The sequence below is a fragment of the Shewanella electrica genome (genome assembly GCF_022321485.1).
Classification (GTDB): domain Bacteria; phylum Pseudomonadota; class Gammaproteobacteria; order Enterobacterales; family Shewanellaceae; genus Shewanella; species Shewanella electrica.
Map to the genome: position 1 here is coordinate 118,309 of NZ_JAKOGG010000004.1, position 26,980 is coordinate 145,288.

At 50.1% G+C, this 26,980-nt stretch carries 19 protein-coding genes; 11 read left to right on the plus strand and 8 right to left on the minus strand.

Annotated elements, in window-relative coordinates; all coding sequences use genetic code 11:
* Positions 1-145 precede the first annotated feature (145 nt).
* Entirely contained in the window at positions 146-1,516 is a 1,371-nt protein-coding gene (gene radA, locus L9G74_RS07535) for a DNA repair protein RadA (RefSeq protein ID WP_238895686.1), read from the plus strand.
* Between the two features lie 120 nt (positions 1,517-1,636).
* Here radA and L9G74_RS07540 read toward each other — a convergent pair whose 3' ends face one another.
* The 3 genes from L9G74_RS07540 to L9G74_RS07550 form a co-directional block, all read right to left on the minus strand.
* Positions 1,637-2,008 (minus strand): PilZ domain-containing protein, encoded by a 372-nt coding sequence (locus L9G74_RS07540; protein ID WP_238895687.1) that lies wholly within the window; start codon positions 2,006-2,008, stop codon positions 1,637-1,639.
* Between the two features lie 107 nt (positions 2,009-2,115).
* Entirely contained in the window at positions 2,116-2,619 is a 504-nt protein-coding gene (locus L9G74_RS07545; protein ID WP_238895688.1) for a GspH/FimT family pseudopilin, read from the minus strand.
* 69 nt (positions 2,620-2,688) lie between these two features.
* The gene (locus L9G74_RS07550; protein ID WP_238895689.1) at positions 2,689-3,192 is read right to left on the minus strand and encodes a GspH/FimT family pseudopilin; all 504 of its coding nucleotides are present in this window, start codon (positions 3,190-3,192) and stop codon (positions 2,689-2,691) included.
* 210 nt (positions 3,193-3,402) lie between these two features.
* Between L9G74_RS07550 and L9G74_RS07555 the strand changes: the two genes are divergently transcribed.
* A complete protein-coding gene (locus L9G74_RS07555; RefSeq protein WP_238895690.1) occupies positions 3,403-3,741 on the plus strand; it encodes a P-II family nitrogen regulator in 339 nt (112 codons plus the stop codon).
* A gap of 95 nt (positions 3,742-3,836) precedes the next feature.
* Here the strand turns inward: L9G74_RS07555 and L9G74_RS07560 are convergent, their stop codons facing one another.
* The 4 genes from L9G74_RS07560 to L9G74_RS07575 all read right to left on the minus strand — a co-directional run bounded on the left by L9G74_RS07560 (position 3,837) and on the right by L9G74_RS07575 (position 6,428).
* Complete coding sequence (locus L9G74_RS07560) at positions 3,837-4,007, minus strand: small highly charged protein (RefSeq protein WP_238895691.1); 171 nt, start codon at positions 4,005-4,007, stop codon at positions 3,837-3,839.
* Between the two features lie 146 nt (positions 4,008-4,153).
* Complete coding sequence (locus L9G74_RS07565; RefSeq protein WP_238895692.1) at positions 4,154-5,440, minus strand: RsmB/NOP family class I SAM-dependent RNA methyltransferase; 1,287 nt, start codon at positions 5,438-5,440, stop codon at positions 4,154-4,156.
* A gap of 64 nt (positions 5,441-5,504) precedes the next feature.
* On the minus strand, positions 5,505-6,176 hold the full coding sequence (locus L9G74_RS07570; RefSeq protein WP_238895693.1) for a DUF2461 domain-containing protein: 672 nt from the start codon (positions 6,174-6,176) through the stop codon (positions 5,505-5,507).
* Between the two features lie 24 nt (positions 6,177-6,200).
* Positions 6,201-6,428, minus strand: coding sequence for a hypothetical protein (locus L9G74_RS07575; RefSeq protein WP_238895694.1), 228 nt, complete (start codon positions 6,426-6,428; stop codon positions 6,201-6,203).
* Between the two features lie 776 nt (positions 6,429-7,204).
* On the opposite strand from L9G74_RS07575, the gene L9G74_RS07580 reads away from it, so the two are divergent.
* On the plus strand, positions 7,205-9,100 hold the full coding sequence (locus tag L9G74_RS07580; protein WP_238895695.1) for a methyl-accepting chemotaxis protein: 1,896 nt from the start codon (positions 7,205-7,207) through the stop codon (positions 9,098-9,100).
* A gap of 85 nt (positions 9,101-9,185) precedes the next feature.
* Here L9G74_RS07580 and yiaY read toward each other — a convergent pair whose 3' ends face one another.
* Positions 9,186-10,334, minus strand: coding sequence for an L-threonine dehydrogenase (yiaY, locus tag L9G74_RS07585; protein WP_238895696.1), 1,149 nt, complete (start codon positions 10,332-10,334; stop codon positions 9,186-9,188).
* Positions 10,335-10,661: 327 nt separating this feature from the next.
* On the opposite strand from yiaY, the gene L9G74_RS07590 reads away from it, so the two are divergent.
* The 8 genes from L9G74_RS07590 to L9G74_RS07625 all read left to right on the plus strand — a co-directional run bounded on the left by L9G74_RS07590 (position 10,662) and on the right by L9G74_RS07625 (position 26,861).
* A complete protein-coding gene (locus tag L9G74_RS07590; protein ID WP_238895697.1) occupies positions 10,662-11,150 on the plus strand; it encodes a MarR family winged helix-turn-helix transcriptional regulator in 489 nt (162 codons plus the stop codon).
* Positions 11,151-11,631: 481 nt separating this feature from the next.
* On the plus strand, positions 11,632-13,773 hold the full coding sequence (gene malQ, locus L9G74_RS07595; protein ID WP_238895698.1) for a 4-alpha-glucanotransferase: 2,142 nt from the start codon (positions 11,632-11,634) through the stop codon (positions 13,771-13,773).
* A 26-nt stretch (positions 13,774-13,799) separates the two neighbouring features.
* Positions 13,800-16,073 (plus strand): 1,4-alpha-glucan branching protein GlgB, encoded by a 2,274-nt coding sequence (gene glgB, locus L9G74_RS07600; protein WP_238895699.1) that lies wholly within the window; start codon positions 13,800-13,802, stop codon positions 16,071-16,073.
* A 2-nt stretch (positions 16,074-16,075) separates the two neighbouring features.
* On the plus strand, positions 16,076-18,322 hold the full coding sequence (gene glgX, locus L9G74_RS07605) for a glycogen debranching protein GlgX (RefSeq protein WP_238895700.1): 2,247 nt from the start codon (positions 16,076-16,078) through the stop codon (positions 18,320-18,322).
* Positions 18,319-20,835, plus strand: coding sequence for a glycogen/starch/alpha-glucan phosphorylase (locus L9G74_RS07610; protein ID WP_238895701.1), 2,517 nt, complete (start codon positions 18,319-18,321; stop codon positions 20,833-20,835). The genes glgX and L9G74_RS07610 overlap by 4 nt, the downstream gene beginning before the upstream one ends.
* A 37-nt stretch (positions 20,836-20,872) precedes the next feature.
* Entirely contained in the window at positions 20,873-22,141 is a 1,269-nt protein-coding gene (gene glgC, locus L9G74_RS07615) for a glucose-1-phosphate adenylyltransferase (RefSeq protein ID WP_238895702.1), read from the plus strand.
* Positions 22,141-23,736 carry a glycogen synthase gene (locus L9G74_RS07620; RefSeq protein WP_238895703.1) on the plus strand — a complete coding sequence of 532 codons (1,596 nt, stop codon included), beginning with the start codon at positions 22,141-22,143 and terminating at the stop codon, positions 23,734-23,736. Before glgC ends, L9G74_RS07620 begins: the two co-directional genes overlap by 1 nt.
* A gap of 68 nt (positions 23,737-23,804) precedes the next feature.
* A complete protein-coding gene (locus L9G74_RS07625; protein WP_238895704.1) occupies positions 23,805-26,861 on the plus strand; it encodes an EAL domain-containing protein in 3,057 nt (1,018 codons plus the stop codon).
* Positions 26,862-26,980 lie beyond the last annotated feature (119 nt).

Here is a 26,980-nt window from a genome sequence, read left to right on the forward strand (position 1 = left end):
GATCCTAAAAGAATGTTACACTGGCCCGGCTTATTATATTTTGTCGGCGGATCTCAAGGTAACTAAAGTCGTTTTTGTAGATTTCCTGCCGCTAACTTAACGTTATTTCATGTTTTTTTCACCCAATTGATCAAGCTGATGCTCTATGGCCAAAAATAAGACTGCCTACGTCTGCAATGAGTGCGGACAAGATTTCCCCCGCTGGCAAGGACAGTGTAGCGCTTGCCACGAATGGAACACGATTACTGAGGTACGACTCGGTGCGGTAACTGCGGCTAAAAGCCAGAAATTTAGCGGCTATGCTGGTAACACTGGCAGTACGGTGCAAACCTTAGATCAGATTGATTTGAACGAGTTACCACGTATTGCCACTAGCTTTACTGAGTTTGACCGAGTACTGGGTGGCGGTATTGTTCCGGGTAGCGCTATCTTGATTGGTGGGCATCCAGGGGCTGGTAAAAGTACGCTGCTGCTGCAAACATTATGTGCTTTGGCGCAAACCATGCCAGCGTTGTACGTCACCGGTGAGGAATCGCTACAGCAAGTGGCGATGCGGGCGCATCGATTGGGATTACCGACCGACAAACTGAAAATGTTGTCGGAAACGAGTGTCGATGTCATCTGCGAAATCGCGTTGCGCGAGAAGCCAAAAATCATCGTTATCGACTCCATTCAAGTCATGCATATCAGCGATGTACAATCGTCCCCCGGTAGTGTGGCGCAAGTGCGTGAATCCGCAGCGTTTTTAACGCGCTTTGCCAAGCAGAATGATATCGCCATCATCATGGTGGGCCATGTCACCAAAGACGGTAGCTTGGCTGGCCCCAAAGTGCTAGAGCACTGTATCGACTGTTCGGTGATGTTTGAAGGCGACTCGGATAACCGCTACCGCACACTGCGTTCTCACAAAAACCGTTTCGGGGCAATTAACGAGTTAGGCGTGTTCGCCATGACCGAGCGTGGCCTGCGCGAAGTGGCAAACCCATCGGCCATCTTTTTATCACGGGCGGATGACGCTGCGCCCGGTTCAGTAGTGATGGTCGTTTGGGAAGGCACTCGACCATTGCTGGTCGAATTGCAGGTGCTGGTGGATCAATCGATGGTGGGTCATCCTCGCCGTATCGCCGTGGGAACTGATGGTAACCGCCTAGCCATGTTGCTGGCGGTGATGCATCGTCATGGCGGCTTGCAGATGTCAGATCAAGACGTGTTTGTTAACGTGGTGGGTGGCGTCAAAGTGACTGAAACCAGTGCCGATTTAACTTTGTTATTGTCGATGGTTTCGAGTTTTCGTTCTATCGTTCTACCACGTGATCTGGTGGTGTTTGGTGAGGTCGGTTTGTCTGGAGAGATCCGCCCAGTCCCCAACGGCACTGAGCGGTTAATTGAAGCGGCTAAGCACGGTTTTACTCGAGCCATTGTCCCGAAAGCCAATGTGCCGAAGAAGCCCCCTCAAGGCATGACCGTTATCGGGGTGACTAAGCTGAGCGAGGCGCTTGAAGCATTAGTTGATTAACGTCGACCCGCGCGACCATGCTAGGGGCGGCTGCTGGAGAATAACTAAATGGCACATCACCTGCCTTGTCTAAATCACGCTTTGCCAGTTGCAAAAACAACCAGCAAAGATCAACAGCCGCTAGGGATTTGCTTGGTCGTGCTCTGCAATAAATTGGCTCAATTCGCGGTTTAACAAAGAGGAATCGCCAGTATTGAGTTCAAGTAAACGGCGTAAATGGGTGATGCTATCAACATCAATAAAGGCGCATTTTAGACCGAGAAAACCGCCGCGTTGATACATCACATCTGCTGGCATACGCACTTCAATGTCAGAGCCTGGCAAGGTAAAGACCAACTCCAACGGATCGGTACTGGTAAAACCTGCGGGTTGTTCCACCATGGCGCCATTTAGGCATAAATCGTGTAACCGTGTGTGCCACTCGCCGTTGGAGGTGTGAAGATGGGCCTTAGCGTCGAATAGGATCCGCGAGAATTTGCGCTTTTCTTCCATTGGTAATGTCTGCCTGTTCCTCTGCAATGATTAAATTGTAGACATAAATTGCCAAGAGAAACATAGCGGTGAAGAAGTTTTGTTTGGTGTGGTTGATGACTCGGGGACTAACTACCACAGGTTTGATCATCATCACCGTAACGGATCATGCCACTGCTGCTGACATTAATACTGCGTGAGCCGCTGCGTTCGCCGTTAGGACAATAGATGAAGCTGACTTGAGCGGTATTGCTGGTCAGCCCGTCAGGACGAAATACGATTTTCCCTCCAGCGATACGATCACTGCTATTGAAGCCTTCCACGACTTTAAGCACTTTGCTCACCGTTGCGGTATCGGCCGTGGTGGTGGCGTAAATCAGTAAGCCAGATTGCCAGTCGCTGCCACAGCTTGTGCCATTGTTATTGGGACATACGGCGACCGGTGCACCATAGCTGATGGCTTGGTTTCTGGCAAAAGACAGCGCTTGCTGAATGCGGCTGATTTCGGAATTCCCGCGGTAGGCATCGTATAGTGACTTCAATGACGGCACGCCCACGGTGAGCAAAATAGCGGCAACCGCAATAGTGACCATGAGTTCCACTAAGGTGAAGCCATTGGGCATTTTGCGCATACCACTCTCCATAACTTACCAATATCTTGGCTAAGTATAGGGAGAGCTGTGGGGCAATGAAATATAAAACTAACAATCTGTGATGTCGCTAAGATGAATGCGTCCCGCTTGGTTCACCTTAATGGACTGCGGCGCTATTCCATCGTCATGGGGGCAATAGCTTAACGTGCCATTCATGCCACTGGCTAATCCTGTGGGTAAAAAGCGAATTGCTTGGCGATTGAAGAAGATATCCGCCGGTGCGCTAAATTCGCCAGACTCATATAACATTGGCTCGCCCTCATCGTGCTGGTAATTGCCGTTGATATCGACAAATACCGTCACGCCTTGCTGCCACTGGGTAGGAATACAACTATTATTATCCAAATGGCAGAGCGTGGTGCGCGCGCCATAGCTGATTGCTTGATTGCGTGCCAGCCAGATGGCATGACGTAACTGTTGTAGCGTGGTGGCGGATTGATAATGAACCATTAAGGTTTTTAGCGAGGGCACGCCAATACCTAAGATGATGCTGGCAACACTAATAGTGACCATCAGCTCCACTAAGGTGAAGCCGTCGTGGGTGTGTTTCATAGACAAATCCTTTGTCGTTGCGGTCTGCATCCTGCAAACTCGGCTACCAGTCTAGGGGCTATCAGTGGCAATGAAAACGGTATTTTTAGACGATTATCTAATAACCAAAAGCGTGCGTTATAGTTAAATTTACGCTTAGGCTGGCAGCTTTCCTCATTAGCTGCGTGTTAAGCTAGTGAAAAATTGAAATAAAGGCTTAAGGAGTACCTGATGAAAAAAGTGGAAGCGATAATCAAGCCATTCAAACTTGACGATGTGCGTGAAGCGCTGGCTGAGATCGGTATTACCGGCATGACAGTGGTAGAAGTAAAAGGCTTCGGACGTCAAAAAGGGCACACTGAACTCTATCGCGGTGCTGAATATATGGTAGATTTTTTGCCAAAAGTAAAAATCGAAGTAGTGATTAAAGAAGAGTTGGTAGAGCAAACCGTTGATGTGATTGTTGATGTCGCGCGCACCGGCAAAATTGGTGATGGCAAGATCTTTGTAACGGATGTGGAACGTGTGATCCGCATTCGTACCGGCGAAGAAAACGAAGAAGCGGTTTAAGCGGTAACTGCATGAATACAAAAGGGCTGGTCAGTGACCAGCCCTTCTTTTTTATTCGGTGCTTGCGCTACCATCATGAAGATGCGGTGCCGCTATTACTCCCACTTGGTGTTCAGATACTCTGTCTCCATATGTTCGTCATAGTAACGGCGTTTAGTGTCGCGACGACGCTGCTTTACTTTCTTGCTGCGTTGTTTGCCGCGCAGCTGTTCATCATCATCGTTCCATGAAGTGTCATCTTCATCAAAATAGTATTCGCGTGACATGTTACAGGTCCAATCAATAGTGCAAATATTGCACCTGATCTTTTTACCCAAAGCTGTTGCTAAGCTAAAGCGAAATATTTAACGCTTATCGGTAAGAATTTTTTGCCGTTGCAAATTGACCTGTATGGCAACCCGGATTTGGATGATTACGCTACCCGTCGCAGTCGCGCAACAAACATCCCATCACTATCTGCTTCAAAAGGCCAGATAGTCAGGTATTGTGTGGCGCTCTTTGTGAAAGGATGTATCACAGTTTCTAACGTAAACTCAGGGTGTTGTTGCAAAAAATTTTCAACAATCTGCTGGTTTTCGGTCACGGTGATAGAGCAGGTGGCATAGACCAACACGCCCGCTGGTTTAACTGCTGCCGCTGCGCGCTGTAGGATCTGTTGTTGCAGTTCGGCACTATGGTTGACGACTGTTTCCTCATCCAACCAACGCTGATCTGGGTTACGGCGCCATGTGCCGATGCAGCTGCAGGGCGCATCAACTAACACACCATCAAAACTGTCTGCATCAACCGGCAGCTGTTCATTCTGCCAAGGCGCGCTGCTGATGTTGTTAAAACCAGCACGTTGTGCCCGTTTTTGTAGCTCGGCCATGGCGGCGGGCCGCACATCGGATACCACAATTTCACTCGCCACCGGGCCCGCTTGTTCCATGAGTGACGCCAGTTGCAGTGTTTTCCCCCCCGCACCACAGCAAGCATCCCACCAACGTTCTCCCGCTTTAGGTGCGCAGATCTGTCCGATCACTTGTGAGGCAAGATCTTGCACTTCCAAATGTCCATCGCGATACAACGGCACCTGCTGCAAGTTAATGCTTTTGTGGCCTAAATTAATGGTGTCGTCAAAGTGGCCAGCCGTTGCGGCAATCTCATTGGCATGCAGCTGCGCCATGGCGTCGGTTCGGTGCATGCGTTGAATACGTGCCCAAATCGGCGGCCGCTGGCACAGTGATTCGATTAACGCCTCTTTCGCGCTGAATTCCGCGGGCAAGTATTGCCATAACCAATCAGGCACTAACTGCTCTAAGGTAAATAGTCGAGGGGCAAAACTGTTATTGAGCCATTGGCAGGCAGCCTGCGGACTGTCGATCTCTGCTGCGTAATATTGGCTGTCGGCCAGAGTGGCCCAGGCTTCGGCAATATCTGGCCAAGGATGCTGCTCAATTTGGCTGGTAAGATAGAGCAATAGGGTGCGAGCTGAACTATCGGTTTGCTCCGCTTGCAACTGCTGTAGCCAACCCCACCAGCGGAATAGCCCAAACAGTGTTTCGCGAATAATGCGGCGGTCTTTAGCACCATGTTTTTTGGTGGCACGAAAATACTCCGCAATGACACGGTCAGCATTCTTCTTTGAAGTGAAGATCTCATCAAATAAGCCATTGATGGTGGTGGCGTAACTTAAGGCGCGCTTTTCTACTGGAGTCATCACGGGTTCCGGCTTGGGCTGAAATTTTAGGGCGCGGAGTATAGCAAACTTCCTGCCCCGCCACTTAATAATCGAGTTCGAGCGCAAAACAGAGATAGCCCATCAGTTTTTGCACCGCTTGAAACTCTTGGGCGCAAAATTCGACGAAGTCTGGGCTACACACTTGTTGCGGGCTCAAACTTTTAATGGCGATAAAGTCTTTGCGTTTAAGTTCTTCAATTAATGGGTGTTGTTTATCAAAGCCTTTGGGCGGCCGTTGCAGTGAATCACCGTCCAAGTTAAATCCACCTGCTGTGAGCTGTTCAACTGCTTTAAGGTAACTGTTGGGATTATCATCGATACATTGGCGGATTTTATTCAGCTCTGGCCCTGCGGGATGCCAACAACCTGCAGCTAGAAAACATTCCTCCTCAGCAATATGCACATACATACCGGGCGCATGCACATCACCAGCTTGAAAGTGGCGGAACTGGATACCCACATTGAGTTTGTAAGGTGATTTATTATGGCTAAACCGGGTGTCGCGCTGTGGCCGCATTAAACTGCCACCGACTTTTTTAGCAACGGCAGTCATGCGTGGTGACATTGCCTGAATATGTGGCTGCATCTGCTCAATAAATTGCAGTGCTGGGGTGCGCACATTGTCTTCGTAGGTTTGTTGGTGTTCTTTAAACCAGCTACGTTCGTTGTTGTGTTTCAGCGCTCGAAGAAATGCAAAACTTTGGTCGGAAAACATCTTTATCCCTTGCTGATGACGGCACTATTTCACGGCGATATCGGCTTCCAGTTCGATATCGGTACAGCCTTTAACGCAGCTAATTTTGCCAAGTATGTCGCCCTTGCTATTGGGTAACTTAGCGCTAAGCGCTTTACCACAGTGTTCGCAAAGCATGGTTTTGCCTGCTAACAACGCTTTGATCATGCGCTGCTGCTGTTTAAAGGACAGGCTGGTGCGTTGGTTGAGTTCGCTAAAATTTGGCTCGGTCATTGAATTGATCATCGTTAAACGTCAGTTACCGATGATTATACGGGGCAGGTGCTAGCCTCGGCAAACCGAGAACTCATTCTGTTGCTGCTTGGGTGGGGGGGGCGAATCTTTGCTTACAAATCCGACTAGAGCGCATACCCAACTTATTGGTACCTTCCTTGGGCTGTTGGTGGCGAATAACTACACGGCACATCACCTGCCTTGCCTAAATCGTGCTCTGCCAGCTGCAAAAAATAATCAGCAAAGATAAACCGTCCCTAAGGAAGGTGCGAACAAGTCTTCGCGACGCTCTGGATTTGTAAGCCATAGCAGTTCAAGGCAGCTAACTGCGGGCATGCTGGAGCATGGCAAAGTTAGCTAACGAAGAAATGCATGAGCTTACAAATCCCCGTAGGGCGTGGCCTACAGCTTCATCTGCTACGTTGCAGTTTTTGCAAAGGGCTCACCATTCGCGGCAAACTGCGCCTTGCATCTGAAAGCTGTATGCTTACGCAGAGCTCGCACGGGACTTATTCGCACCTTCCCTAGCACCATGGGATGGTTGCTTCTTGTTTATGGCTCACATTTTTAGATTGTTTTTTTGATGGGTTTTAGATAGTTTTCACACGATTTTTCAGAGTGTTGAGTGAAATTCTTATCGCTTTTACCGTATGCCGACCAAATTAATTCAGTCACTCATTAATTAACTGGGGTGATTTGGTCGCTTTTCAATAAAGGCGTCTTAATTTCTAGCACGCTTTTTCCTCAGCTATTGTTTAAGGATAGTTATGCTAACGATGTTTAAGAATTGGTCGCTGAAAGTGAAAATTACCGTCACTTCGGCGTTACTGTTGGCACTACTCAGCGTATTGCTGATTTGGCAGAGCCTGACGGCACTAAATAGTACGATTAACACGACGTTGGATGCAGACATTGATGGTTTTGCGCAGTCGTTGTCGGTCAATTTAGGCAACTGGATGAATGACCGTATTCAAGCTATTGAAGGAACTGCTGATTCACTTGCCTTAAACAAGGACATTGCGCCGCATATTTTGCTGCAACAAACTAATCAGGCGATGCGTTTTCGTATCACTTATCTTGGTACGGTAGACGGCCAGATGTTGCAAAATGACCCTAACGTGATCCTTAAAGATTATGATCCGCGCACGCGCAGCTGGTACAAAGGTGCAGTTGCTAATAACGATGTGTTTATTAGTGATCCTTACACCTCGTTGACCTCGGGTAAATATGTGGTAACCATCGCTTATCCGGTGAAGCGTAACGGCCAACTGATCGGTGTCATCGGTGGCAACTTAACCTTAGATGCTCTGACGGAAACCATTGGGCAATTGAGTATCGCAGGTAATGGCTATGCTTTACTGATTGATGATAGTGACCAGTTGATCGCTCACCCGGAAGAGCGTTGGCGCCGTAAAGCCGCCTCGGAGTTTTCCGCCAATCTGGCACCTGCCAAACTGCAACAATTGGCGGCACAACGTAACATCGAATCCGCAGATATTGCTGGGCAAGATAGCTTAATCTATGCGGTGAAAATTCCGCACACGCGTTGGACCTTTGTGATGGTGATGGATCGCGCTACAGTCATGGCACCGCTGCATCACCAGCTTTGGGTACAACTCGGGATTGGCGCCATCATCTTGCTCGCTGCCACGCTGTTACTGGCGTTTATGGCAAGTATTCTTTTCCGTGATTTAGAGCAGATTCGTAAAAATCTTAACGCCATTGCCTCAGGCAACGGTGACCTTACACAAAGACTGCCGATCACCAGCAAAGATGAAATTGGCCAACTGGCCAGTAGTTTCAACCGTTTTATTGAACAGTTGCATGGCATTATCTCTACCCTGAAAGTAACTTCACAATCGTTACAACAGGAATCGGAGTCTTCCGCGGCTTCGGCACAGTTGCAACATAGTCGGTTGCAGAAACATCAGTCTGAGCTGCATATGGTGGCGACCGCCGTGACCGAGATGGCGTCCGCAACCCAAGAGATTTCCGCTAATGCTGAAACCACCTCGCAGCAGGCGATGGATGCGGTTGCTTTGGGTGAGCACGGCCGTGAACAGGTGGGGCGTAGCCGTCAATCCGTCTCTGAATTGGCGACCGAACTGAATCAAGCCAGTGCGATTATCGATAAGTTGCACCAACATTCTCAGGCGATCAGTTCGATTCTTGCCACCATTGCGGGGATCGCCGACCAAACCAATTTGCTGGCACTCAATGCGGCTATTGAAGCGGCGAGAGCAGGCGAGCACGGCCGTGGTTTTGCGGTGGTTGCTGACGAAGTGCGGGTGTTGTCACAACGCACGCATCAATCCACCCAAGAGATTGAAGCGATGATTGCGGAACTGCAACAAGCCACCGTTGCGGCGGTCACTGCGATGACTGAGGCCAGTGAAAAAGCCGATGGCAGTGTGGCTGATGCGGAAGCCGCTAGCCAAATTTTGCAGCAGATCAGCGATGCGGTAAGCAGTATCAATGACATGGCGGCGCAGATTGCTTCGGCAGCGGAAGAACAAGCCTCAGTGACGATTGAGATCAACCAAAATACTGAAACCATTCGTGAAGTGGGCGATGAGATGTCTCGCAGTAGTGAAGCGGCATCGGCGGGCGCGATCACCTTAAAAGAACTCGGCAGTGATATCAGCCGTGAAGTAAATAAGTTTGTGCTGTAACGATAAATCGCATAAAAAAATGGCCTCGCATGAGGCCATTTTTGTGGGCGTTGGTGCGGGATGTTATCCCATCACTGCGCCGTAATTACATCGCATTTTTGAAGATTTGGCAGATCTCTTCATGTGTTGCTTGTTTAGGGTTGGTTAGACCGCAAGCATCTTTCAGCGCGTTAGTTGCCAGTGTTGGAATATCTTCCGCTTTTACCCCAATAGTGGTCAGGTTAGCTGGAATATTGATATCTTTTGCCAGTGCTTTAATGGTGTTGATTGCTGCTTGAGCGCCTTCTGCATCGCTCATCGCGGTAACATCGACCCCCAGCGCTTTGGCGACGTCTTTCAGACGAGGCGCCGCCACCTGTGCGTTGTACTCTTGTACAAATGGCAACAGCAGTGCGTTACATACACCGTGCGGTAAGTCGTAGAAACCACCGAGTTGGTGCGCCATTGCATGTACATAGCCCAAGCTGGCGTTGTTGAATGCCATACCTGCCAAGAACTGGGCATACGCCATCTGTTCACGTGCTTCGATATTGCTACCTTCGTTTACGGCGGTGCGCAGGTTGTCACGAATAATTTCAATCGCCTTAATCGCGCATGCATCAGTAATTGGGGTGGCAGCAGTAGACACGTACGCTTCTACTGCGTGAGTCAGTGCGTCCATACCGGTTGCAGCGGTCAAACCTTTTGGTTTTTTCAGCATCAACTCAGGGTCATTCACTGACAGAATTGGGGTAACGTGCTTGTCCACAATCGCCATTTTGATATGACGTTTTTCATCGGTGATGATGCAAAAACGGGTCATTTCACTGGCGGTACCCGCGGTAGTGTTAATCGAAATCAATGGCAGTTGTGGTTTTGCTGATTGGTCTAGGCCTTCATAGTCAGCAATATTGCCGCCGTTAGAAGCGACTAAGGCAATACCTTTGGCACAATCGTGAGGAGAACCACCACCAAGAGAAATCACACAATCGCATTTGTTGGCGTGCAGCAGTTTTAAACCAGCTTCAACGTTAGATACCGTGGGATTAGGATGTACGCCATCATAAACGGTGGCAGCTAAGCCCGCATTGCCTAATTTTTCTGCAACGCTGCCAACGATCCCGATATCAACCAATGGCTTATCAGTAACGATCAGCGCGTGCTTGAAGCCAAATGATTTGATATCACTGACAGCCTCGTCTAGTGAACCTTTACCAAGAACGTTTACAGATGGAATGAAGAATTTTGTAGCCATGATTACACCTCCTAGTGTTTGGGCTTTCTCCGCTCTCGCGTGGCAGTTGGTTTAGCAAAAAGTTTAATACACGCAAACTTTATGAAATGTGCTCTGGTTATCAGATAATCGCAAAGCACTGCCTGAGAGCATTTACCTATATCTCGTTTAACTTGTTCAATTTTATGAAAATAACGCAAGATAAGACGGAATGGGTGGACGATATCCTTGTGGCGCAAGGCTAACGGAGTTTTTTACCAAGCGGTTATTAGATTTTGGTATAATCGCGATCCACTGCTCGTTACTATGAGTTTTCTTCACTAATTCAAGCCAGAGTTGTCGCTGTTCATGGAAAAACATCAATTACTGTTAATTTCACTGCGCAAAATTATTCGTGCCATCGACTTACATAGCCGACAGTTGAGTAAGCATTCGGGGTTAACGGGGCCACAGTTGATGGTGATGCAGCAGATTAGCTCGTTGGGTAATCCGTTGCTGAAACAGATTGCCGCGGAGATCAATCTCAGCCCAGCTACCGTGACCTCCATCATTGATCGTCTAGAGGCGAAAGGTTTTGTCAGCCGTGAACGTTCGCTAACGGATAAACGTAAGGTGCATCTGCTGCTAAGCGAGACTGGTAAAGCATTACTCGCGAATGCACCGTTGCCACTACAAGAGCATTTTATTAAGCATTATCAATCGCTCGAAGCGTGGGAGCAAAGTCAGTTGCTGTCGGCTGTCGAACGTATCGCCTCGATGATGAATGCCGAGGCACTTGATGCCGCGCCGATGTTGCTGGTGGGGCAAATTGCTGATGAGAAATCTGATGTAAAATAGCTGCCGACCAACTGCTAGCTTATCTTTTTCGTCAGAGTGTGTCATTGGGCGCACTCGTCATGATCCCGTGCTGTTACGAAAGCTAATACGTTGCTTCGTTCAGCAAGGTTGCCACTTTCCCTCTTATCCATTGCTGGCGGTTTTGGACTGCTAAATCCTGAGCATCGCGCAGACTTGCGCGCCTTCCGTTGCTAATCACTAAATTAATGGCTTGTGCTACAAGTAGTTAACTTATCTCCGCCGTGCTTGCACTTGAATGGTGATCTGTTGCACAGTTTTATGTCATTTTTTGCACCACGTGTTACCGTCATAGTGTCATAAATTGGTGCAATTATGCTTTATAAAACGGCTAATGCGCTGATTTGTAATGGTTAGTATTGAAGAGATTGTTGCAAGGTAACTATTTGGCAAAATTGAGATTTGCTTATGGCATGTAACCTGCTCAATAATTGTCTTTCGACTTTGTCACGGAGAACTATGGATGGATCTGGACAAGCTGCTCTACCTGCAAGGTGTTGGCAACGGTTTTACGGACTGTAATGGCGTCTATCACGAGACGCCCACGTCTGAGCGTGAATATTTGCTTAGAACGATGTGTTATGAGCAACTGGCTCAAGTGAGTGCAGCTGATTACCCGCAATGGGTTGCTTCCAGAATTGACGAATTGGATGCCCAACCGTGGACCAAGTTACTGCGTCCATTACAGTGGGCAGATGTTGAACATCCCGTGGTTACCTTTCAAGTTCCTGCCCAGTTTTCAGGTAAGTTAACCTTAACGTTGAGCGCCGAGCAGCAAGCGCCCATCGTGCTGACTTTTGATGTACAAGCCGCGCATGTGAGCGGTGATTACTTCACCCGAGGTCAAAGTTATTTAGAAAGAAAACTCTCGTTAGCGCCCTTGTTGGCTGCTATCGATGAGGCGTCACCGAGCATGGGCTACCATCAACTGAATTTGGCCTACGCCGATGATGCATCCTCTGCCGAACAAGGTGTGCTGTTGCTTGCTCCCGCTCAAGTTTATGGCGCTGATTTGGCCCGTATCGCGCCGCAAAAACGTCCGTGGGGCGTGAGCTTACAAGTCTTTTCTTTATGGAATGCAGCGGCTAATGATGCAATACCAACGGCTTTTGGCGATTTTGCCGCATTAGCCGATACCATCAAGATCTTGGCTGCTCAAGGCGCAGATTTCTTGCTGCTTAATCCATTGCACGCATTGCCGCTTCATGAACCGGAAGCGGCCAGTCCATACAGTCCCTATGACCGCCGCCGATTACATTGTTTGTACATTAGCCCCAGTTTGTCGGCCGAAGGGCAAAACCCGCTGTGGCACGAGTTGCTACCGAAGCGGATGCCCAAAGCGGATAAAGGTGATTGGTGGGTTGATTACACGCAAGCAGCGCACTACAAAGCTGCCGAGTTAAAGGCGATGTTTAAGGTGTTTGATAGCTATCCAGCGGATCATCCTCGTCGCCTCGCTTTTACCGAATTTTTGGATGTTGAAGGGGCGGCGCTGCAACACTATGCGATACAGCAAGCGGCGGAAGCTAAAACCCCATGGCTAAAAAATAGCGAATTTTACTGTTACCTGCAGTTTGTCGCCGAAGAGCAACTGGCGCAGTGTCAGCAGTTAGCGAGTGACAGCGGTATGGCGATTGGCTTAATCCGCGATCTTGCGGTCGGGGCGGTGGGCAGTGGCGTAGAAGTGTCACAAGAGACAGAACAGTTTTGCACTCGAGCCAGCATCGGTGCGCCACCCGATCCGTTTGCACCGCAAGGGCAAAACTGGGGGCTGACGCCATTAGATCCTATCGGTTTGAAACAGCATAACTTCCAACATTTTATTGAGATGCTGCGCTGTAATATGCGCCATTGTGGTGCATTGCGTATCGACCATTTTATGGGGCTATTTCGTTTGTGGTGGTGGCCGATTGCTGAATCTGGTCAGCCGCAACCCGCTGGCGCCTATATCTATTATCCATTTGAATTGATGATGGCGATTTTGCGACTCGAGAGCCACCGTGCCGCCTGTATGGTGATCGGTGAAGATCTCGGTATTGTACCGCCAGAAATCAAAGCGCCTATGACCGATGCGGGCATCTATTCCAACGAGTTATTCTACTTTTGCAGCGATGGTTATCGTTATCCGCAATACGCCGGTTTTAAAGCGCCCCACGACTATAAGTCACACGCTTTAATGATGCTGGCAAACCACGATGTACCAACCATGGCGGCTTGGTGGCAGGGGCAAGATCTGCTCAAGCGCCATGAGCTAAACCTATTAAGCCAACAAGAGTTACAGCAAGCGCAAATCGAGCGCGAACAACAACGGCAAGGCGTATTGCACTGGCTCAAAGATATGGCGGGATGGGCGGAGTCTGACACCACGCTGGACGCTATTTTGCCCGCTTGGGCTAAAACCGTTGCCTCCGGTAATTCGCAGCTTTATAGCATTGCGCTAGCTGATTTATTGGCTGAGGTCGACGCGATTAATATCCCAGGTACCAGCAGTGAATATCCCAATTGGCGACGGCGTTATTCCGTCCCCGTTTCCCAATTTGCGGCCAAGAATTTATTCGTAGACGTGCTGACCGCGGTGAGGTCAGTGCGTAACACTCATAATTAATGACGTTTTGACAGGAGGAGCAGGAGATGAAGCAGGAGATGTCTGAACCAGTTACCGAAAACGCTGTGTCTGGCGAGTCCATCGGCAACACTCCAAACGATGTCTGTCCGGAATATGGTTGTGCTCGGGCGTTAGCGGAAGGCCGTCACGGAGATCCGTTCAGTTGGCTAGGTATGCACGTTGTTGGTAGTGAAAAGCCAACTCTGGTGGTGCGGGCGGTATTACCCGGCGCCACCAAGGTGGATGTATTAGATAAGAAGACGGGCAAAAAAGTGGCCTCTCTAGCGGCGGTATCTGGCGCTGAGCCGCTATTTGTCGGCAAAATGCCGCGGCGCGTGAAGCCGTTTCCCTATCTGCTGCAAGTGAGCTATCCCGCAGCGGAGCATACTGTCAGCGACCCTTACGCATTCTCATCTTTACTCAATGACGATGATACCTATCTGTTTAATGAGGGGCGCCAACAACAAGCGTGGCACTTTCTTGGTGCTAACTGGCATGAGGTGGATGGTGAACTTGGCATCCAATTTTGTGTTTGGGCGCCCAATGCGCAATCGGTATCGGTGGTGGCGGATTTTAACTGCTGGGACAAACGCCGCCATAGTATGCGCAAACATCCCGCTTCGGGGATTTGGGAGATTTTTATCCCCGGCTTAGTCGGGCTTGAACACTACAAATTTGCCATTCAAACCGCCGGTGGCGGTTGGCATGAAAAAGCCGACCCCTATGCGCGCAGCATGGAGCCACCACCATATAACGCCTCCATTGTACCGCCACGTGAGCAATGGCAGTGGCACGACAGCCAATGGATGAAACGTCGCGCCAAAACCGCATGGCACCAAGCACCGGTGAGTATCTATGAGGTGCATCTTGGTTCGTGGCGGCGTAAAGGTGATGACGGCCGCGACTATATCAGCTATCAAGATGCGGTGAGCCACCTCATTCCTTATGTTAAGGAGTTGGGCTTTACCCATGTCGAATTTATGCCGCTGAGCGAGTTTCCATTTGATGGCTCTTGGGGTTATCAACCAGTGGGTATGTATGCGCCAACTTACCGTTTTGGTGATGCAGCTGGGCTGAAGATGATGATCGATGCCTTTCACCAAGAGGGCATTGGCGTGCTGCTTGATTGGGTGCCAGCGCACTTTCCTAAAGATCCGCACGGCTTGGGCAATTTTGATGGCACCTGCCTGTATGAGCACCAAGACCCGCAACGCGGTAGCCATCCCGACTGGGATACGCTGATTTACAACTACGGCCGTAAAGAGGTGCAAAGCTTCCTGTTGAGTAATGCCTGTTACTGGTTACAGGAGTTCCATATCGATGGCCTGCGGCTTGATGCGGTGTCATCTATGTTGTATCTCGATTACAGCCGTAAAGCGGGTGAGTGGTCGCCTAACAAGTTTGGTGGCCGCGAAAACTTAGAAGCTATTGAACTACTGCAAGAACTGAATACGCGCCTGTATGCCAGTTATCCCGGCATCATGATGATTGCTGAAGAGTCGACCGCGTGGGGCGGTGTCAGCCGTGCCGTCAGTGCTGGTGGTCTGGGCTTCGGTTTCAAATGGAATATGGGCTGGATGCACGACACCTTGTGTTATCTCGGCCGCGATCCGGTGCACCGGAGCTTTCATCATCACGAGATGACCTTCTCGATGGTGTATGCCTACACCGAGCAGTTCATTCTATCGCTGAGCCACGATGAAGTGGTGCATGGCAAACGGGCGCTGCTGGAAAAAATCCCCGGTGACGACTGGCAAAAGTTTGCCACCTTGCGCGCTTATTACGGTTTTATGTGGGCACATCCCGGCAAGAAACTGCTGTTTATGGGCAATGAATTTGCCCAGCGACGCGAGTGGCAGCATGACTACAGCTTAGATTGGCATCTGCTGCAATACGCTCCACACCAACAGATGAAACAGTGGGTGGCGGATCTCAACCATGCTTACACTGAATTACCACCGTTGTGGCAATGCGATATGGAAGGCAGTGGTTTTGCTTGGCTCGATTGTACTGACGTTGGTAATAGTGTGCTGGCCTTCTGTCGCTTTGATGCCAAAGGTCGCCCTGTAGTGGTGGTGTGTAACTTCACCCCAACGGTACGCGAAGGTTATCGCATCGGCTTGCCGCAAGGCGGGCATTATCGTGAACGGCTCAACAGTGATAGCCACTTTTATGGTGGTGCCGATGTCGGTAATAGCGGCACTATCGTCAGTGAATATCAGCCATGGCAGGGCATGAAACATTCTGCCGTGATCACCTTGCCGCCGTTAGCGACCTTGTACTTCACATTGGAGAACTAATCATGTTCATGCGTCCGGGACAACCCTATCCGTTGGGCAGTTCGGTGGTGAAAGATGAACAAGGCCAAGTGTTAGGGGTAAATTTTGCACTGTTCTCTGCCAATGCCACTGAAGTGGAGTTGTGTTGCTACGAGCAGGATGGCAGCGGCCATTGGCGTGAATTAGGCCGCTTTGTCTTGCCTGAATATCGGCAACAAATCTGGTGTGGTTTTCTCGCTGGCGCCGAAGCCGGCTTGTGTTATGGCTATCGGGTCAAAGGGCCATATCAACCGCACTTGGGGCATCGATTTAATCCCAAAAAATTGCTGATGGATCCGTATGCACGTTGGCTTAAAGGCTCGTTACAACCGGGACCGTGGATGCTCGGCTATGCACGCATTGATGAGAACGGCAAGCCACTGGATGTTGAGTGTTTACTGGAATCGCCAGAGTTTGAAAGCGAGTTAGCGCAAACGCAGGGCGTATCGGCGGATGGCAATATCGGCGACGACACGTTACTCAACTGTGTCGATAACGCTTGGGCGGTGCCGCGTTCGGTGGTGGTGGACGAACAACCATTTAGCGGTAAACGCTTAGCGCCACAGCCATTAAGTGCTGAGGTGATCCTTGAACTACACGTTAAAGGTTTTACCCAGCAGTTTCCCGATTTAGCCGATGAATTACGTGGCACCTATGCTGGGCTAGGTAGCCCACAAGTGATTGAATATCTGCAATCATTGGGCGTTACCAGCGTAGAATTGCTGCCCGTTCATAGTTTTTTTTCTGAACCATTTCTCGATGACAAGGGCATGAGTAACTACTGGGGCTACAACAGTGTGGCTTTCTTCTGCCCGCATCGCAGTTACTGCGCCACCGACGATGGTATTGCTGAGTTTCAACAGATGGTGGACAACTTCCACCAAGCGGGCATTCGCGTGCTGTTGGATGTGGTGTACAACCACACCGCCGAAGGCAATCGTCTTGGCCCCTGTTACAACTTCCGCGGTATCGATAACCTCAGCTATTACCGGCTGCATCCCAACGATAAACGTTTCTATATCAACGACACCGGCTGCGGCAACTGCCTCGATATCAGTCATCCGCGAGTGTTGCAGTTAGTGATGGACTCGCTGCGTTATTGGGTGTCGGTGATGGGCGTTGATGGCTTCCGCTTTGATTTGGCTAGTTGTCTTGGCCGGGAACCCAAAGGGTTTGACGCTGGCGCTGGCTTTTTTGATGCGCTGCTGCAAGACCCGATTTTAAGTGGCGCAGCGATGATTGCCGAGCCTTGGGATATCGGCCCCGGCGGCTATCAGTTAGGGCAGTTTCCGTTGCCATTTTCTGAGTGGAATGACCGCTATCGCGATACGGTGCGCCGTTTCTGGCGCGGCGACCATGGCATGTTGCCAGAACTGGCGAAGCGGTTACACGGTTCTGGCGATCTGTTTGAGCATTCCGGTCGTGGTCCATGCAGTTCGGTCAACTTCATCACCAGCCATGACGGCTTCACCTTGAACGATGTGGTCAGTTATGAGCAGCGTCACAACGAGGCCAACGGTGAAGAAAATCGTGATGGTCACCACGAGAATTTTAGCGCCAATTATGGCGTGGAAGGTGACACAGACGACCCGGAAATTGTCGCCATTCGTCAGCAGCAACAACGCAACATTATGGCGACGTTATTGCTGTCTCAAGGCGTGCCGATGTTGCTCGCCGGTGATGAGCAAGGCAACAGTCAGCGCGGTAACAACAACGCTTATTGCCAAGACAGCGACATCGGCTGGCTAGATTGGCGCCAAGATGACGCGGCGCAGAATATGCGCAGTTTTTGCCAGCGTTTGATCAGCCTGCGACGTCAGTCGGCGGTGTTTCAAACCCGCGAGTTTATTCACTCTGCTAACCCCAAAGATGAGCATGCCTTGGGCTGGTATGACCGCCATGGCGATGAAATGACGTGGAAACATTGGGCCGAAGGTAACTGCCGTAGCCTACAGTTATTAATGAAAACCACTGAGCCAGATGGTCATGTGGAGATGTTGCTCATCATGATGCACGCCAGCGAAGAGGAGAGTGAGTTCGTTATTCCACAGATTGTCGAGGGTTGCCGTTGGCAGGCACTGCTAACCACCAGTTCGGCAATTGGATTACCCGATGACATTGAAAGCTGCTTTGATGCAGGCACAACGTTGTCGGTATCAGCAAGATCGTTAACTTTATTCGGGGCGGTAATGCCCGGAAAACAGGGATATGGAAGAAGGAGTAATGCATGACTGAAGCGTCAAAGAAAGCCCCGGCCAAACGTCCGGCCAAGCGCGCCACACCTGCAAAAACGACTGCTGCCAAAGGAGAAACACCGGTTGTTAGCTCGGGCTGCGAGCCTTGCGACTCATTGAAAGACGCCTTTGAACGTCAGTTGAGATACGACTTAACGCGGGATGACCAATCGGAATCAGGGATGTTTCACGCCTTGGCAATCGCCGTTAAGGAGCAGTTGCTCGATAACTGGCGCGATACTCGCAAAGCCGATATTGAACAGCAGAAAAAACACGTGTCCTATCTGTCATTGGAGTTTTTGATGGGGCGCGCATTGGGCAATGCGTTACTCAATATGGATATGACCGATGAATGTCGCACCGTGTTAAACAACTATGCGGTGTCACTCGAAGCACTGGAGCAGCAAGAGCACGATGCTGGCCTCGGTAACGGTGGTTTGGGGCGTCTAGCGGCGTGTTTCTTGGATAGCTGCGCGACGTTAGATCTGGCGGTCACCGGTTACGGTATCCGCTACGAATACGGCATGTTCCTGCAAAAAATTGTTGATGGTTATCAGGTGGAGCAGCCGGACCGCTGGCTACGTGATGGCAACCCGTGGGAAGTACGTGTACCGCAGCACAATGTCACGGTGAAGTTTTTTGGTCATACCCACAGCTATGTAGATGCCACAGGCCGCCGTCACATGTTGTGGAGTGATACCCAAGACGTCGCCGCCGTTGCCTACGATATGCCGGTACCGGGTTATCGCAATGGTCGCGTCAACACGCTGCGATTGTGGAAAGCAGAAGCGACCAACGAGTTTGATTTGGCCGAGTTTAACCAAGGTGATTACACCGAAGCGGTGGCGGCGAAAAACTTGGCTGAACAGATCACTATGGTGCTCTATCCCAACGACAGCAGTGAAAACGGCAAAGAGCTGCGTCTCAGACAGCAGTACTTCTTGTCATCCGCCAGTCTGCAAGATTTGCTGCGTAACTGGGTACTCAATCATGGCATGGATTTCAGCAAGTTCGCCGAGCTGAATGCGATTCAATTGAATGACACACATCCCGCCATTGCCGTACCTGAGTTGATGCGTTTGCTGGTGGATGTCTATGAAATGGATTGGGAGCCATCTTGGGCGATTGTTAGCAAATGTATGGCTTATACCAACCACACACTGTTGCCCGAAGCGCTGGAGCGTTGGCCGGTCCGCATGTTCAAACACATGTTGCCGCGCATCATGGAGATCATCTACGAAATCAACGCGCGTTACCTCGATGAAGTGGCGCATCGCTGGCCGGGAAATACCAGCAAACTGCGCGATATGTCGATCATCGAAGAGGGGCCAGATCCGCACGTGCGTATGGCTTACTTGGCGATTGTGGCCTCGTTCTCGGTCAATGGCGTCGCGGCGCTGCACACTGAGTTGCTGATGAGTGGCTTGTTCCGTGACTTCTACGAATTGTGGCCGCATAAATTCAATAACCGCACCAATGGTGTCACACCTCGACGTTGGCTGGCCTACTGCAACCCCAAACTGTCGGCGCTGATTTCTAGCAAATTAGGCGACGGCTGGGTGACCGACTTAACCAAGCTCGAAGGGCTGAAAAAGCTGGCAGATAACAAGACCTTTGCCGATGCTTGGTATCAAGTGAAGCAAGAGAATAAAGCCGCGTTGGCTGAATTGGTGGCGCAGCGCTGCCATGTGCAGTTTGATACCTCAATGCTGTTTGATGTGCAGGTGAAACGTATTCATGAATACAAACGCCAACTGCTCAACGTATTGCATGTGATTCATCTGTATCAGCGCATCATCAATGGCGACACCCAAGGCATGCAACCGCGGTGTGTGTTGATTGGTGGTAAAGCCGCGCCGGGGTATGCCATTGCCAAGTTGATCATTAAGTTAGCTAACAACGTGGCCCATATGATCAACTGCGATCCTAAGGTGAATAAATGGCTGCGCTTTGCATTCCTGCCGGATTACAACGTATCGGCGATGGAAGTTATCTGCCCGGGGACGGATCTATCTGAGCAGATTTCTACCGCAGGTAAGGAAGCCTCTGGCACCGGTAACATGAAGTTTATGATGAATGGCGCAATGACGATTGGCACCTTAGACGGCGCCAATATTGAGATGCTAGAGCAGGTGGGCGATGAAAACTTCTTTCTGTTTGGGCTGAACGCTAAACAGGTGGATGAACTGCGTCGCCATTACCGCCCATGGGAATATATCGCAGCCTCTGAGGCGTTATCTGGCGTGATGTCACTACTGAAAAGTGGTCATTTCAATCTGCAGGAACCCGGTATTTTTGATCCGTTGATGATGGCGATTGAGTCTCCTACCGATCCGTGGATGTTAGCCGCGGACTTTGAAGCGTTCAGAATTGCGCAACTTGATGCGGCTAACGCCTATCAAGATCGCCAACGCTGGACTGCCATGAGTATTCGCAATACTGCCGCAAGTGGACGATTCTCAAGCGATTTCACCATCGCTGGATATAGGGACAATATCTGGAACGCCTAGTGGGCGTTCCGTCAAATTTTTGGGGAGACCGAGCTATATGCCAAATTCCAGTCCGCGTTATATTAGTAATTTAACTCGCGATACTTATGCGTTGATTCTCGCAGGCGGCCGGGGGAGCCGTCTGCATGAATTAACCGACTGGCGTGCGAAACCCGCGTTATATTTTGGTGGCAAATTCCGCATTATCGATTTTCCACTGTCAAACTGCATCAACTCAGGTATTCGCCGAGTTGGAGTGGTGACGCAGTATAAGTCCCACTCACTTATCCGCCACATCATGCGTGGTTGGGGGCATTTCAAGAAAGAGTTAGGCGAGTCGGTTGAGGTGCTGCCAGCATCGCAGCGTTTCTCCGACAACTGGTATCAAGGCACTGCCGATGCCGTATTTCAAAACATCGATATTATTCGCCATGAATTACCACGTTATGTGATGGTGCTGTCGGGCGACCACGTTTATCGCATGGATTACGCTGGCTTGCTGGCGGCACATGCTGAATCTGGTGCCGATATGACCTGCTGCTGCATGGAAGTGCCGATTGAAGAAGCGGCTAACTCCTTTGGGGTGATGGAGGTTGACCAGAACAACCGCATTTTAGGCTTTCAAGAAAAACCCGCCCATCCTAAACCTGTGCCTGATAATCCTGAGTTGTGCCTCGCGTCGATGGGCAACTATGTGTTCAATACCGAGTTTTTGTTCGAGCAGTTGAAGAAAGACGCCAAAAACGAAGCCTCTCGCCGAGACTTCGGCATGGATATTATTCCGTCGATCATTGAACATCATAATGTGTTTGCTTATCCGTTCCGCAGTGCCTTCCCCAATGAACCCGCTTATTGGCGCGATGTGGGCACCTTGGATTCGTTCTGGTTAGCCAATATGGAACTACTCTATCCAACGCCAGCGCTGAATCTATACGATGCCAAATGGCCTATTTGGACTTATCAAGAGCAGTTGCCACCCGCCAAATTTGTCTTTGACGATGATGGCCGCCGTGGTATGGCGGTGGATTCAGTCGTTTCCAGCGGCTGTATTATTTCCGGAGCGACCGTGCGTCACTGTGTATTGTTTAACGAAGTGCGCGTGTGCTCTTACTCCATTGTCGAGGATTCCGTTATTCTGCCAGACGTGGTGGTGTTGCGTAACTGTCGCATTAAAAAGGCAATTATTGATCGTGGCTGTATTATTCCCGAAGGGATGGAAATCGGTTATAACCATGATCATGACCGCGCCAAAGGCTTCAGGGTTTCCAAAGACGGCGTAGTCCTAGTCACACGAGATATGCTTGGTTTGCCGGTAGGATATGAATAATGCAGCAATCGCCTAAAGCGCGTGAAGTTTTGATGTTGGCGGCAGAAAATGCCGCCTTAAAAGGTGGCAAAGTGGGTGGCATGGCGGATGTGATTCGGGATCTCCCCGCCGCCTTAGCCAAGCAAGGAGTAACCGCGCATATCATCATGCCGGATTACGGTTTTCTCGCCAGAGAGCAGCAAGCCGAGTTTATGTGTGAGTTTCCAGTGCATTTTGACAGTGGCCACTTTCTGATCAAAATGTTCCGTTTACCTAACCCGCTGCAACCGCTGGCGTGGATTTATCTGTTAGCCCATCAGCAGTTTATTTCACCCGGTCACGGCATCTACACCCAAGATGCCGCTGGTCGGCCATTTGCTACCGATGCTGGCAAGTTCGCGCTGTTTTGTACGGCGGTTGCCACGGCGTTATGCGGTGGCTTATTGCCGTTGCCTGAGCGGTTACATCTGCACGATTGGCATTGCGGTTTTTTTACCATGCTGCGCCATTACATGCAGGAGTACGCCACGCTTAAACAGATCCCGGTGATCCTCACCATCCACAATCTCGCCATGCAAGGTATTCGCCCCTTGCACGGCGATATTTCTTCGCTAGAAGCGTGGTTTCCAGAACTCTCAAAAAAGACGCCGCATCAGTTAGCTAACATTATTGATCCGCGTTATCCCGAATGTGTTAACCCACTCAGAGCGGCGATTAACCTGTCGGATTCGGTGCATCTGGTGTCGCCCGGTTACGCTGAAGAGGTACTGCAACCATCGCAACATGAGCAGGGTTTTTTCGGCGGTGAAGGGTTGGAGTATGACCTGCAGCAAGTGCAGCGCCGTGGCAAGCTGTACGGCATTCTTAATGGCTGTGAATATCCGCCATTGCGCGAAGACTCGCCCAGTCGTGATGAGTTAAAGCGTCAACTGGTGTCGTTAGCCAACGAGGCTTTGTTGTACAAATTGGGTTTTAGCGAAAACGTGCATCCATCAGAGTTGATTGCGCAAATTCGTTTGTTCCAACAAGGACGGCCGAAAGCATTTTTGCTGACGTCTGTCGGTCGCTTAACCGATCAAAAGATGTTGCTGCTACGTCAGCCATGGCAAGGCAAAATTGTGCTCGACGGCATTTTAGCGCGGTTAAAAGCGTGGAACCCCAAGGCCCGCTTTTGGTTGTTGGGCAGCGGCGATGATGCCATTGCGCGCCAGTTCAGTGAGGTGGCGGCGAGGCACGATAACTTCCTATTTGTGAATGGCTATCACGAAGAGTTATCTGACGCGCTGTACGCTTGCGGCGATCTATTTTTAATGCCGAGTTCGTTTGAGCCTTGTGGTATCAGCCAGATGTTGGCGCTGCGCGGGGCGCAACCTTGTTTAGTGCATAGCATCGGCGGTCTGCGCGATACCGTGGTGGACGGTAAAAATGGCTTTAGCTTTAGTGGTGATAACCTACAAGAACAAGCCAATGAACTGCTGAACACCTTAGATCGCGCACTGGCGTTATATGGTAGTGAGCCGTGGCTGGTGATGGTGAAAAATGCGGTGAGTTGTCGCTTTGATTGGCAAACCAGTGCGAAACGTTATGTCACTGAGCTTTACGGCATGGTTGAATAACATCATACGATTCAATGCTATGCTAAACTGAAGTATTCCTCCTTAAACTTTCAGTTAGTGAGCCACCAATGACACAAGGGATCTTGTTGGCACTTGTCCAAAACGCCGCATTGTTATTGGTGCTCGCTATTGTCTATGAAGCGGTTCCGCTACGAAAATCCCGTCAATATAAACTGGCATGGCGCGTACTTGCTGGTGCGTTAATCGGCGGTCTCGCCATGGCGATGATGCTCACGCCGTGGAACGTACAACCCGGTATTATCTATGATGCCCGCAGCATTTTGCTGTGCATGACTGGCTTGTTTTTTGGTGTTATTCCCACGGTTGTTGCTGCGGTTATTGCCACCTTGTATCGGCTGTATTTAGGTGGTCTAGGCATGTGGATCGGCGTGATGGTGATTTGGTCCGCCGCCTTGTTTGGGCTAGGCTGGCGCTTTTGGCGACACTGGCGCCAAGTACCATTGCAGGATATTTCTGTTGCCGAAATGCTGCTGGTGTCTTTTGCGGTACAAGTGCCGATTATTCTATGTAATTTGATACTGCCGCTCGAACTCGCCATGAATGTAATGTTCGATTTGGCGGTGCCATTTTTTACACTCTTTCCGTTAGCGAATGCGGGGCTGGGCTATCTACTCGCGCAGCGCTTGCAGCATGAGCAAGACCAACGCATCAAGTTACAAGATGACTTTCTGTTCCGTTCCCAATTTGATAGCGGCAATATCGGCATTTCTATTGCTTCGGTCGATATGCATTGGCTAAAAGTTAACCCCAGCTTATGCAAGATCCTCGGGTATCGTGAAGCGGAACTGCTGCAAATGACATGGGCCGAATTGACCCACCCGGAAGATCTCGCTACCGATTTACAGCACTATCACCAGATGATGTGCGGCACTATTGATGGCTATGAGTTAGAAAAACGTTTTATCCATAAAAATGGTGACGCTGTGTACTGCAAAATTACCGTGTCCTGTAAGCGCGTGCATGGCGCAGTGCAGTTGGTGATTGCTGGGTATATCAATGTGACCGACGCTAAGCTGGCCGAACAGCAGCTCAAAAACAGCTACCAACAATTAGAACTGGTATTAGCTAGCTCTGGGCAAGGCTATTGGGTGTGGGATATCCCCACCGATAAACTGATGTTAGATGCGCGTTCTGCTGAGATGTTGGGTTGCTCGGAGCAAGCCTTGGCAGAGGGCGGGCGGCAACTTTGGTATAGCGCGATTGAGCGCGCAGATCTGCCCCATGTACTCGCTGAGCTGGAGCGCCATTTTGCTGGTGACAGCGCCAGTTTCCACTGTGAATATCGCTTTAACCGACTCGATGGCGTGCAACGTTGGTTTCGAGTACATGGCAAGGTGATCGAGCGCAATGAGCAAGGCTCGGCAATCAAAATGTGCGGTGTACATGAAGATATTACTGAGCATAAGCAGCGGGAAAGCTCGTTAAAACTGGCGGCTTCGGTATACAAAAATAGCACGGAAGCAATGGCGGTGGTGAACGACAAGGGCCGCATCATTACCATCAATCCGGCGTTTAGTCAGATCACGGGGTATCGTGAAACCGATATTTTGGGGCACAGTATTCGGCTGTTGCGTAGCGTGCAACATGCGGCTATCGATTATCGGCATATCCGCGCGGAGCTGAAGCGGGAGAAATGTTGGCAGGGCGAACTGTGGCTCAAGTGCCGCAACAACCGTGAAATTGTCGTCTGGCTGTCAATCAATTTACTCGCCGATGATGGGGCTCAGGCGCACCGCTGGGTGATGTTGTTCTCTGATATCACTGAGAAGAAAAACACTGAGCAGGTCATTTGGCAGCAGGCCAATTACGACCCACTTACTGGTCTGCCTAATCGGCGCATGTTCATTGAACAGCTAAATCAGGAGATCCGCCAAGCGCAGCGGCGCCATGCGAAATTTGCGCTGCTGTTTTTGGACCTAGATTTCTTCAAAGAGGTTAACGATACATTGGGCCATGATATGGGCGATCTGCTGCTGCGTGACACCGCCGAGCGGCTGCGCAGTTGTGTGCGTGAAACTGACTTTGTCGCGCGTCTTGGCGGTGACGAATTTACCTTGCTGTTACTCAATGCGCAAAGTAGCAAAGATGTGGAGCGCGTGGCACAACAGATTTTGAAACGCCTCGCTGAACCATTCCAGTTAGGTGAAGAAAATGCCTATATCAGCGGTAGCATCGGCATCACTATGTTTCCTGATGATGGCCACAATGAAGAGCTATTGCTGAAACATGCCGACCAAGCAATGTATGCCGCCAAATCTCAAGGACGTAACCGTTTCAATTACTTTACCTCGTCGATGCAGTTGCAAGCCAAGTACCGCATGAAGTTAATTCAGGATTTGCGTGCTGCGGTACAAGCGGACAGTTTTGAATTGTGCTATCAACCGATCGTTAATCTCACCACTAATCAGGTCGACAAAGTGGAAGGTCTACTGCGCTGGTCAACGGCCGAACGTGGCCCCGTATCGCCGGCGGAGTTTATTCCTGTGGCAGAAGATACTGGCATGATCCTCGATATTGGCGACTGGGTATTTCGCCAAGCGGTAGATCAATGCGCTCGCTGGCAACAGCGCTATCAGATCGATATGCAGATCAGCATTAACAAATCGCCGATCCAGTTTCGCGATGAGGGCGCCCGCTTTGAACAGTGGCTGGATTACCTCAAGCAAAAATCGGTGGCGGGATGTTGTATCTGTATCGAAATCACCGAAGGCTTGCTGCTGGAGGCCAATGAAACTATCTCTAACAAGCTACTTACTTATCGCGATATTGGTATTCAAGTATCACTGGATGATTTTGGCACTGGCTATTCATCACTGGCGTATTTGAAACGGTTTGATATTGATTACCTGAAAATTGACCGCTCCTTTACCAACCAAATCGACGTGGACGAAAACAACGTCACTCTCTGCGAAGCCATCATAGTGATGGCGCATAAATTGGGGATCAAAGTGATTGCGGAAGGGGTCGAGAATGCCGAGCAAGCGGCGATTCTCCAACGCATGGGTTGCGATTATGCGCAAGGCTATTTTTACTCACAAGCGGTGACGGCTAGCCAGTTTGAGCAGCAGTATCTACACCGTAACAGCAGCATCTCCTCGTCATAGTTAATGCAAGTGAATAGGTAGCGGCGGTGGCTTGCGCACAATATTAGCATCCGGTAAATCTTGGTATATCATCGCTGCGGCCTCCGCGAGGTTTTCAGCATAAAACCCGCCACAGCAAT

Bases quoted from the DNA above. Each gene is read 5' to 3' on its own strand.
- radA (WP_238895686.1), top strand. From the start codon at position 146: ATGGCCAAAAATAAGACTGCCTACGTCTGCAATGAGTGCGGACAAGAT.
- L9G74_RS07540 (WP_238895687.1), bottom strand. From the start codon at position 2,008: ATGGAAGAAAAGCGCAAATTCTCGCGGATCCTATTCGACGCTAAGGCC.
- L9G74_RS07545 (WP_238895688.1), bottom strand. From the start codon at position 2,619: ATGCGCAAAATGCCCAATGGCTTCACCTTAGTGGAACTCATGGTCACT.
- L9G74_RS07550 (WP_238895689.1), bottom strand. From the start codon at position 3,192: ATGAAACACACCCACGACGGCTTCACCTTAGTGGAGCTGATGGTCACT.
- L9G74_RS07555 (WP_238895690.1), top strand. From the start codon at position 3,403: ATGAAAAAAGTGGAAGCGATAATCAAGCCATTCAAACTTGACGATGTG.
- L9G74_RS07560 (WP_238895691.1), bottom strand. From the start codon at position 4,007: ATGTCACGCGAATACTATTTTGATGAAGATGACACTTCATGGAACGAT.
- L9G74_RS07565 (WP_238895692.1), bottom strand. From the start codon at position 5,440: ATGACTCCAGTAGAAAAGCGCGCCTTAAGTTACGCCACCACCATCAAT.
- L9G74_RS07570 (WP_238895693.1), bottom strand. From the start codon at position 6,176: ATGTTTTCCGACCAAAGTTTTGCATTTCTTCGAGCGCTGAAACACAAC.
- L9G74_RS07575 (WP_238895694.1), bottom strand. From the start codon at position 6,428: ATGACCGAGCCAAATTTTAGCGAACTCAACCAACGCACCAGCCTGTCC.
- L9G74_RS07580 (WP_238895695.1), top strand. From the start codon at position 7,205: ATGTTTAAGAATTGGTCGCTGAAAGTGAAAATTACCGTCACTTCGGCG.
- yiaY (WP_238895696.1), bottom strand. From the start codon at position 10,334: ATGGCTACAAAATTCTTCATTCCATCTGTAAACGTTCTTGGTAAAGGT.
- L9G74_RS07590 (WP_238895697.1), top strand. From the start codon at position 10,662: ATGGAAAAACATCAATTACTGTTAATTTCACTGCGCAAAATTATTCGT.
- malQ (WP_238895698.1), top strand. From the start codon at position 11,632: ATGGATCTGGACAAGCTGCTCTACCTGCAAGGTGTTGGCAACGGTTTT.
- glgB (WP_238895699.1), top strand. From the start codon at position 13,800: ATGAAGCAGGAGATGTCTGAACCAGTTACCGAAAACGCTGTGTCTGGC.
- glgX (WP_238895700.1), top strand. From the start codon at position 16,076: ATGTTCATGCGTCCGGGACAACCCTATCCGTTGGGCAGTTCGGTGGTG.
- L9G74_RS07610 (WP_238895701.1), top strand. From the start codon at position 18,319: ATGACTGAAGCGTCAAAGAAAGCCCCGGCCAAACGTCCGGCCAAGCGC.
- glgC (WP_238895702.1), top strand. From the start codon at position 20,873: ATGCCAAATTCCAGTCCGCGTTATATTAGTAATTTAACTCGCGATACT.
- L9G74_RS07620 (WP_238895703.1), top strand. From the start codon at position 22,141: ATGCAGCAATCGCCTAAAGCGCGTGAAGTTTTGATGTTGGCGGCAGAA.
- L9G74_RS07625 (WP_238895704.1), top strand. From the start codon at position 23,805: ATGACACAAGGGATCTTGTTGGCACTTGTCCAAAACGCCGCATTGTTA.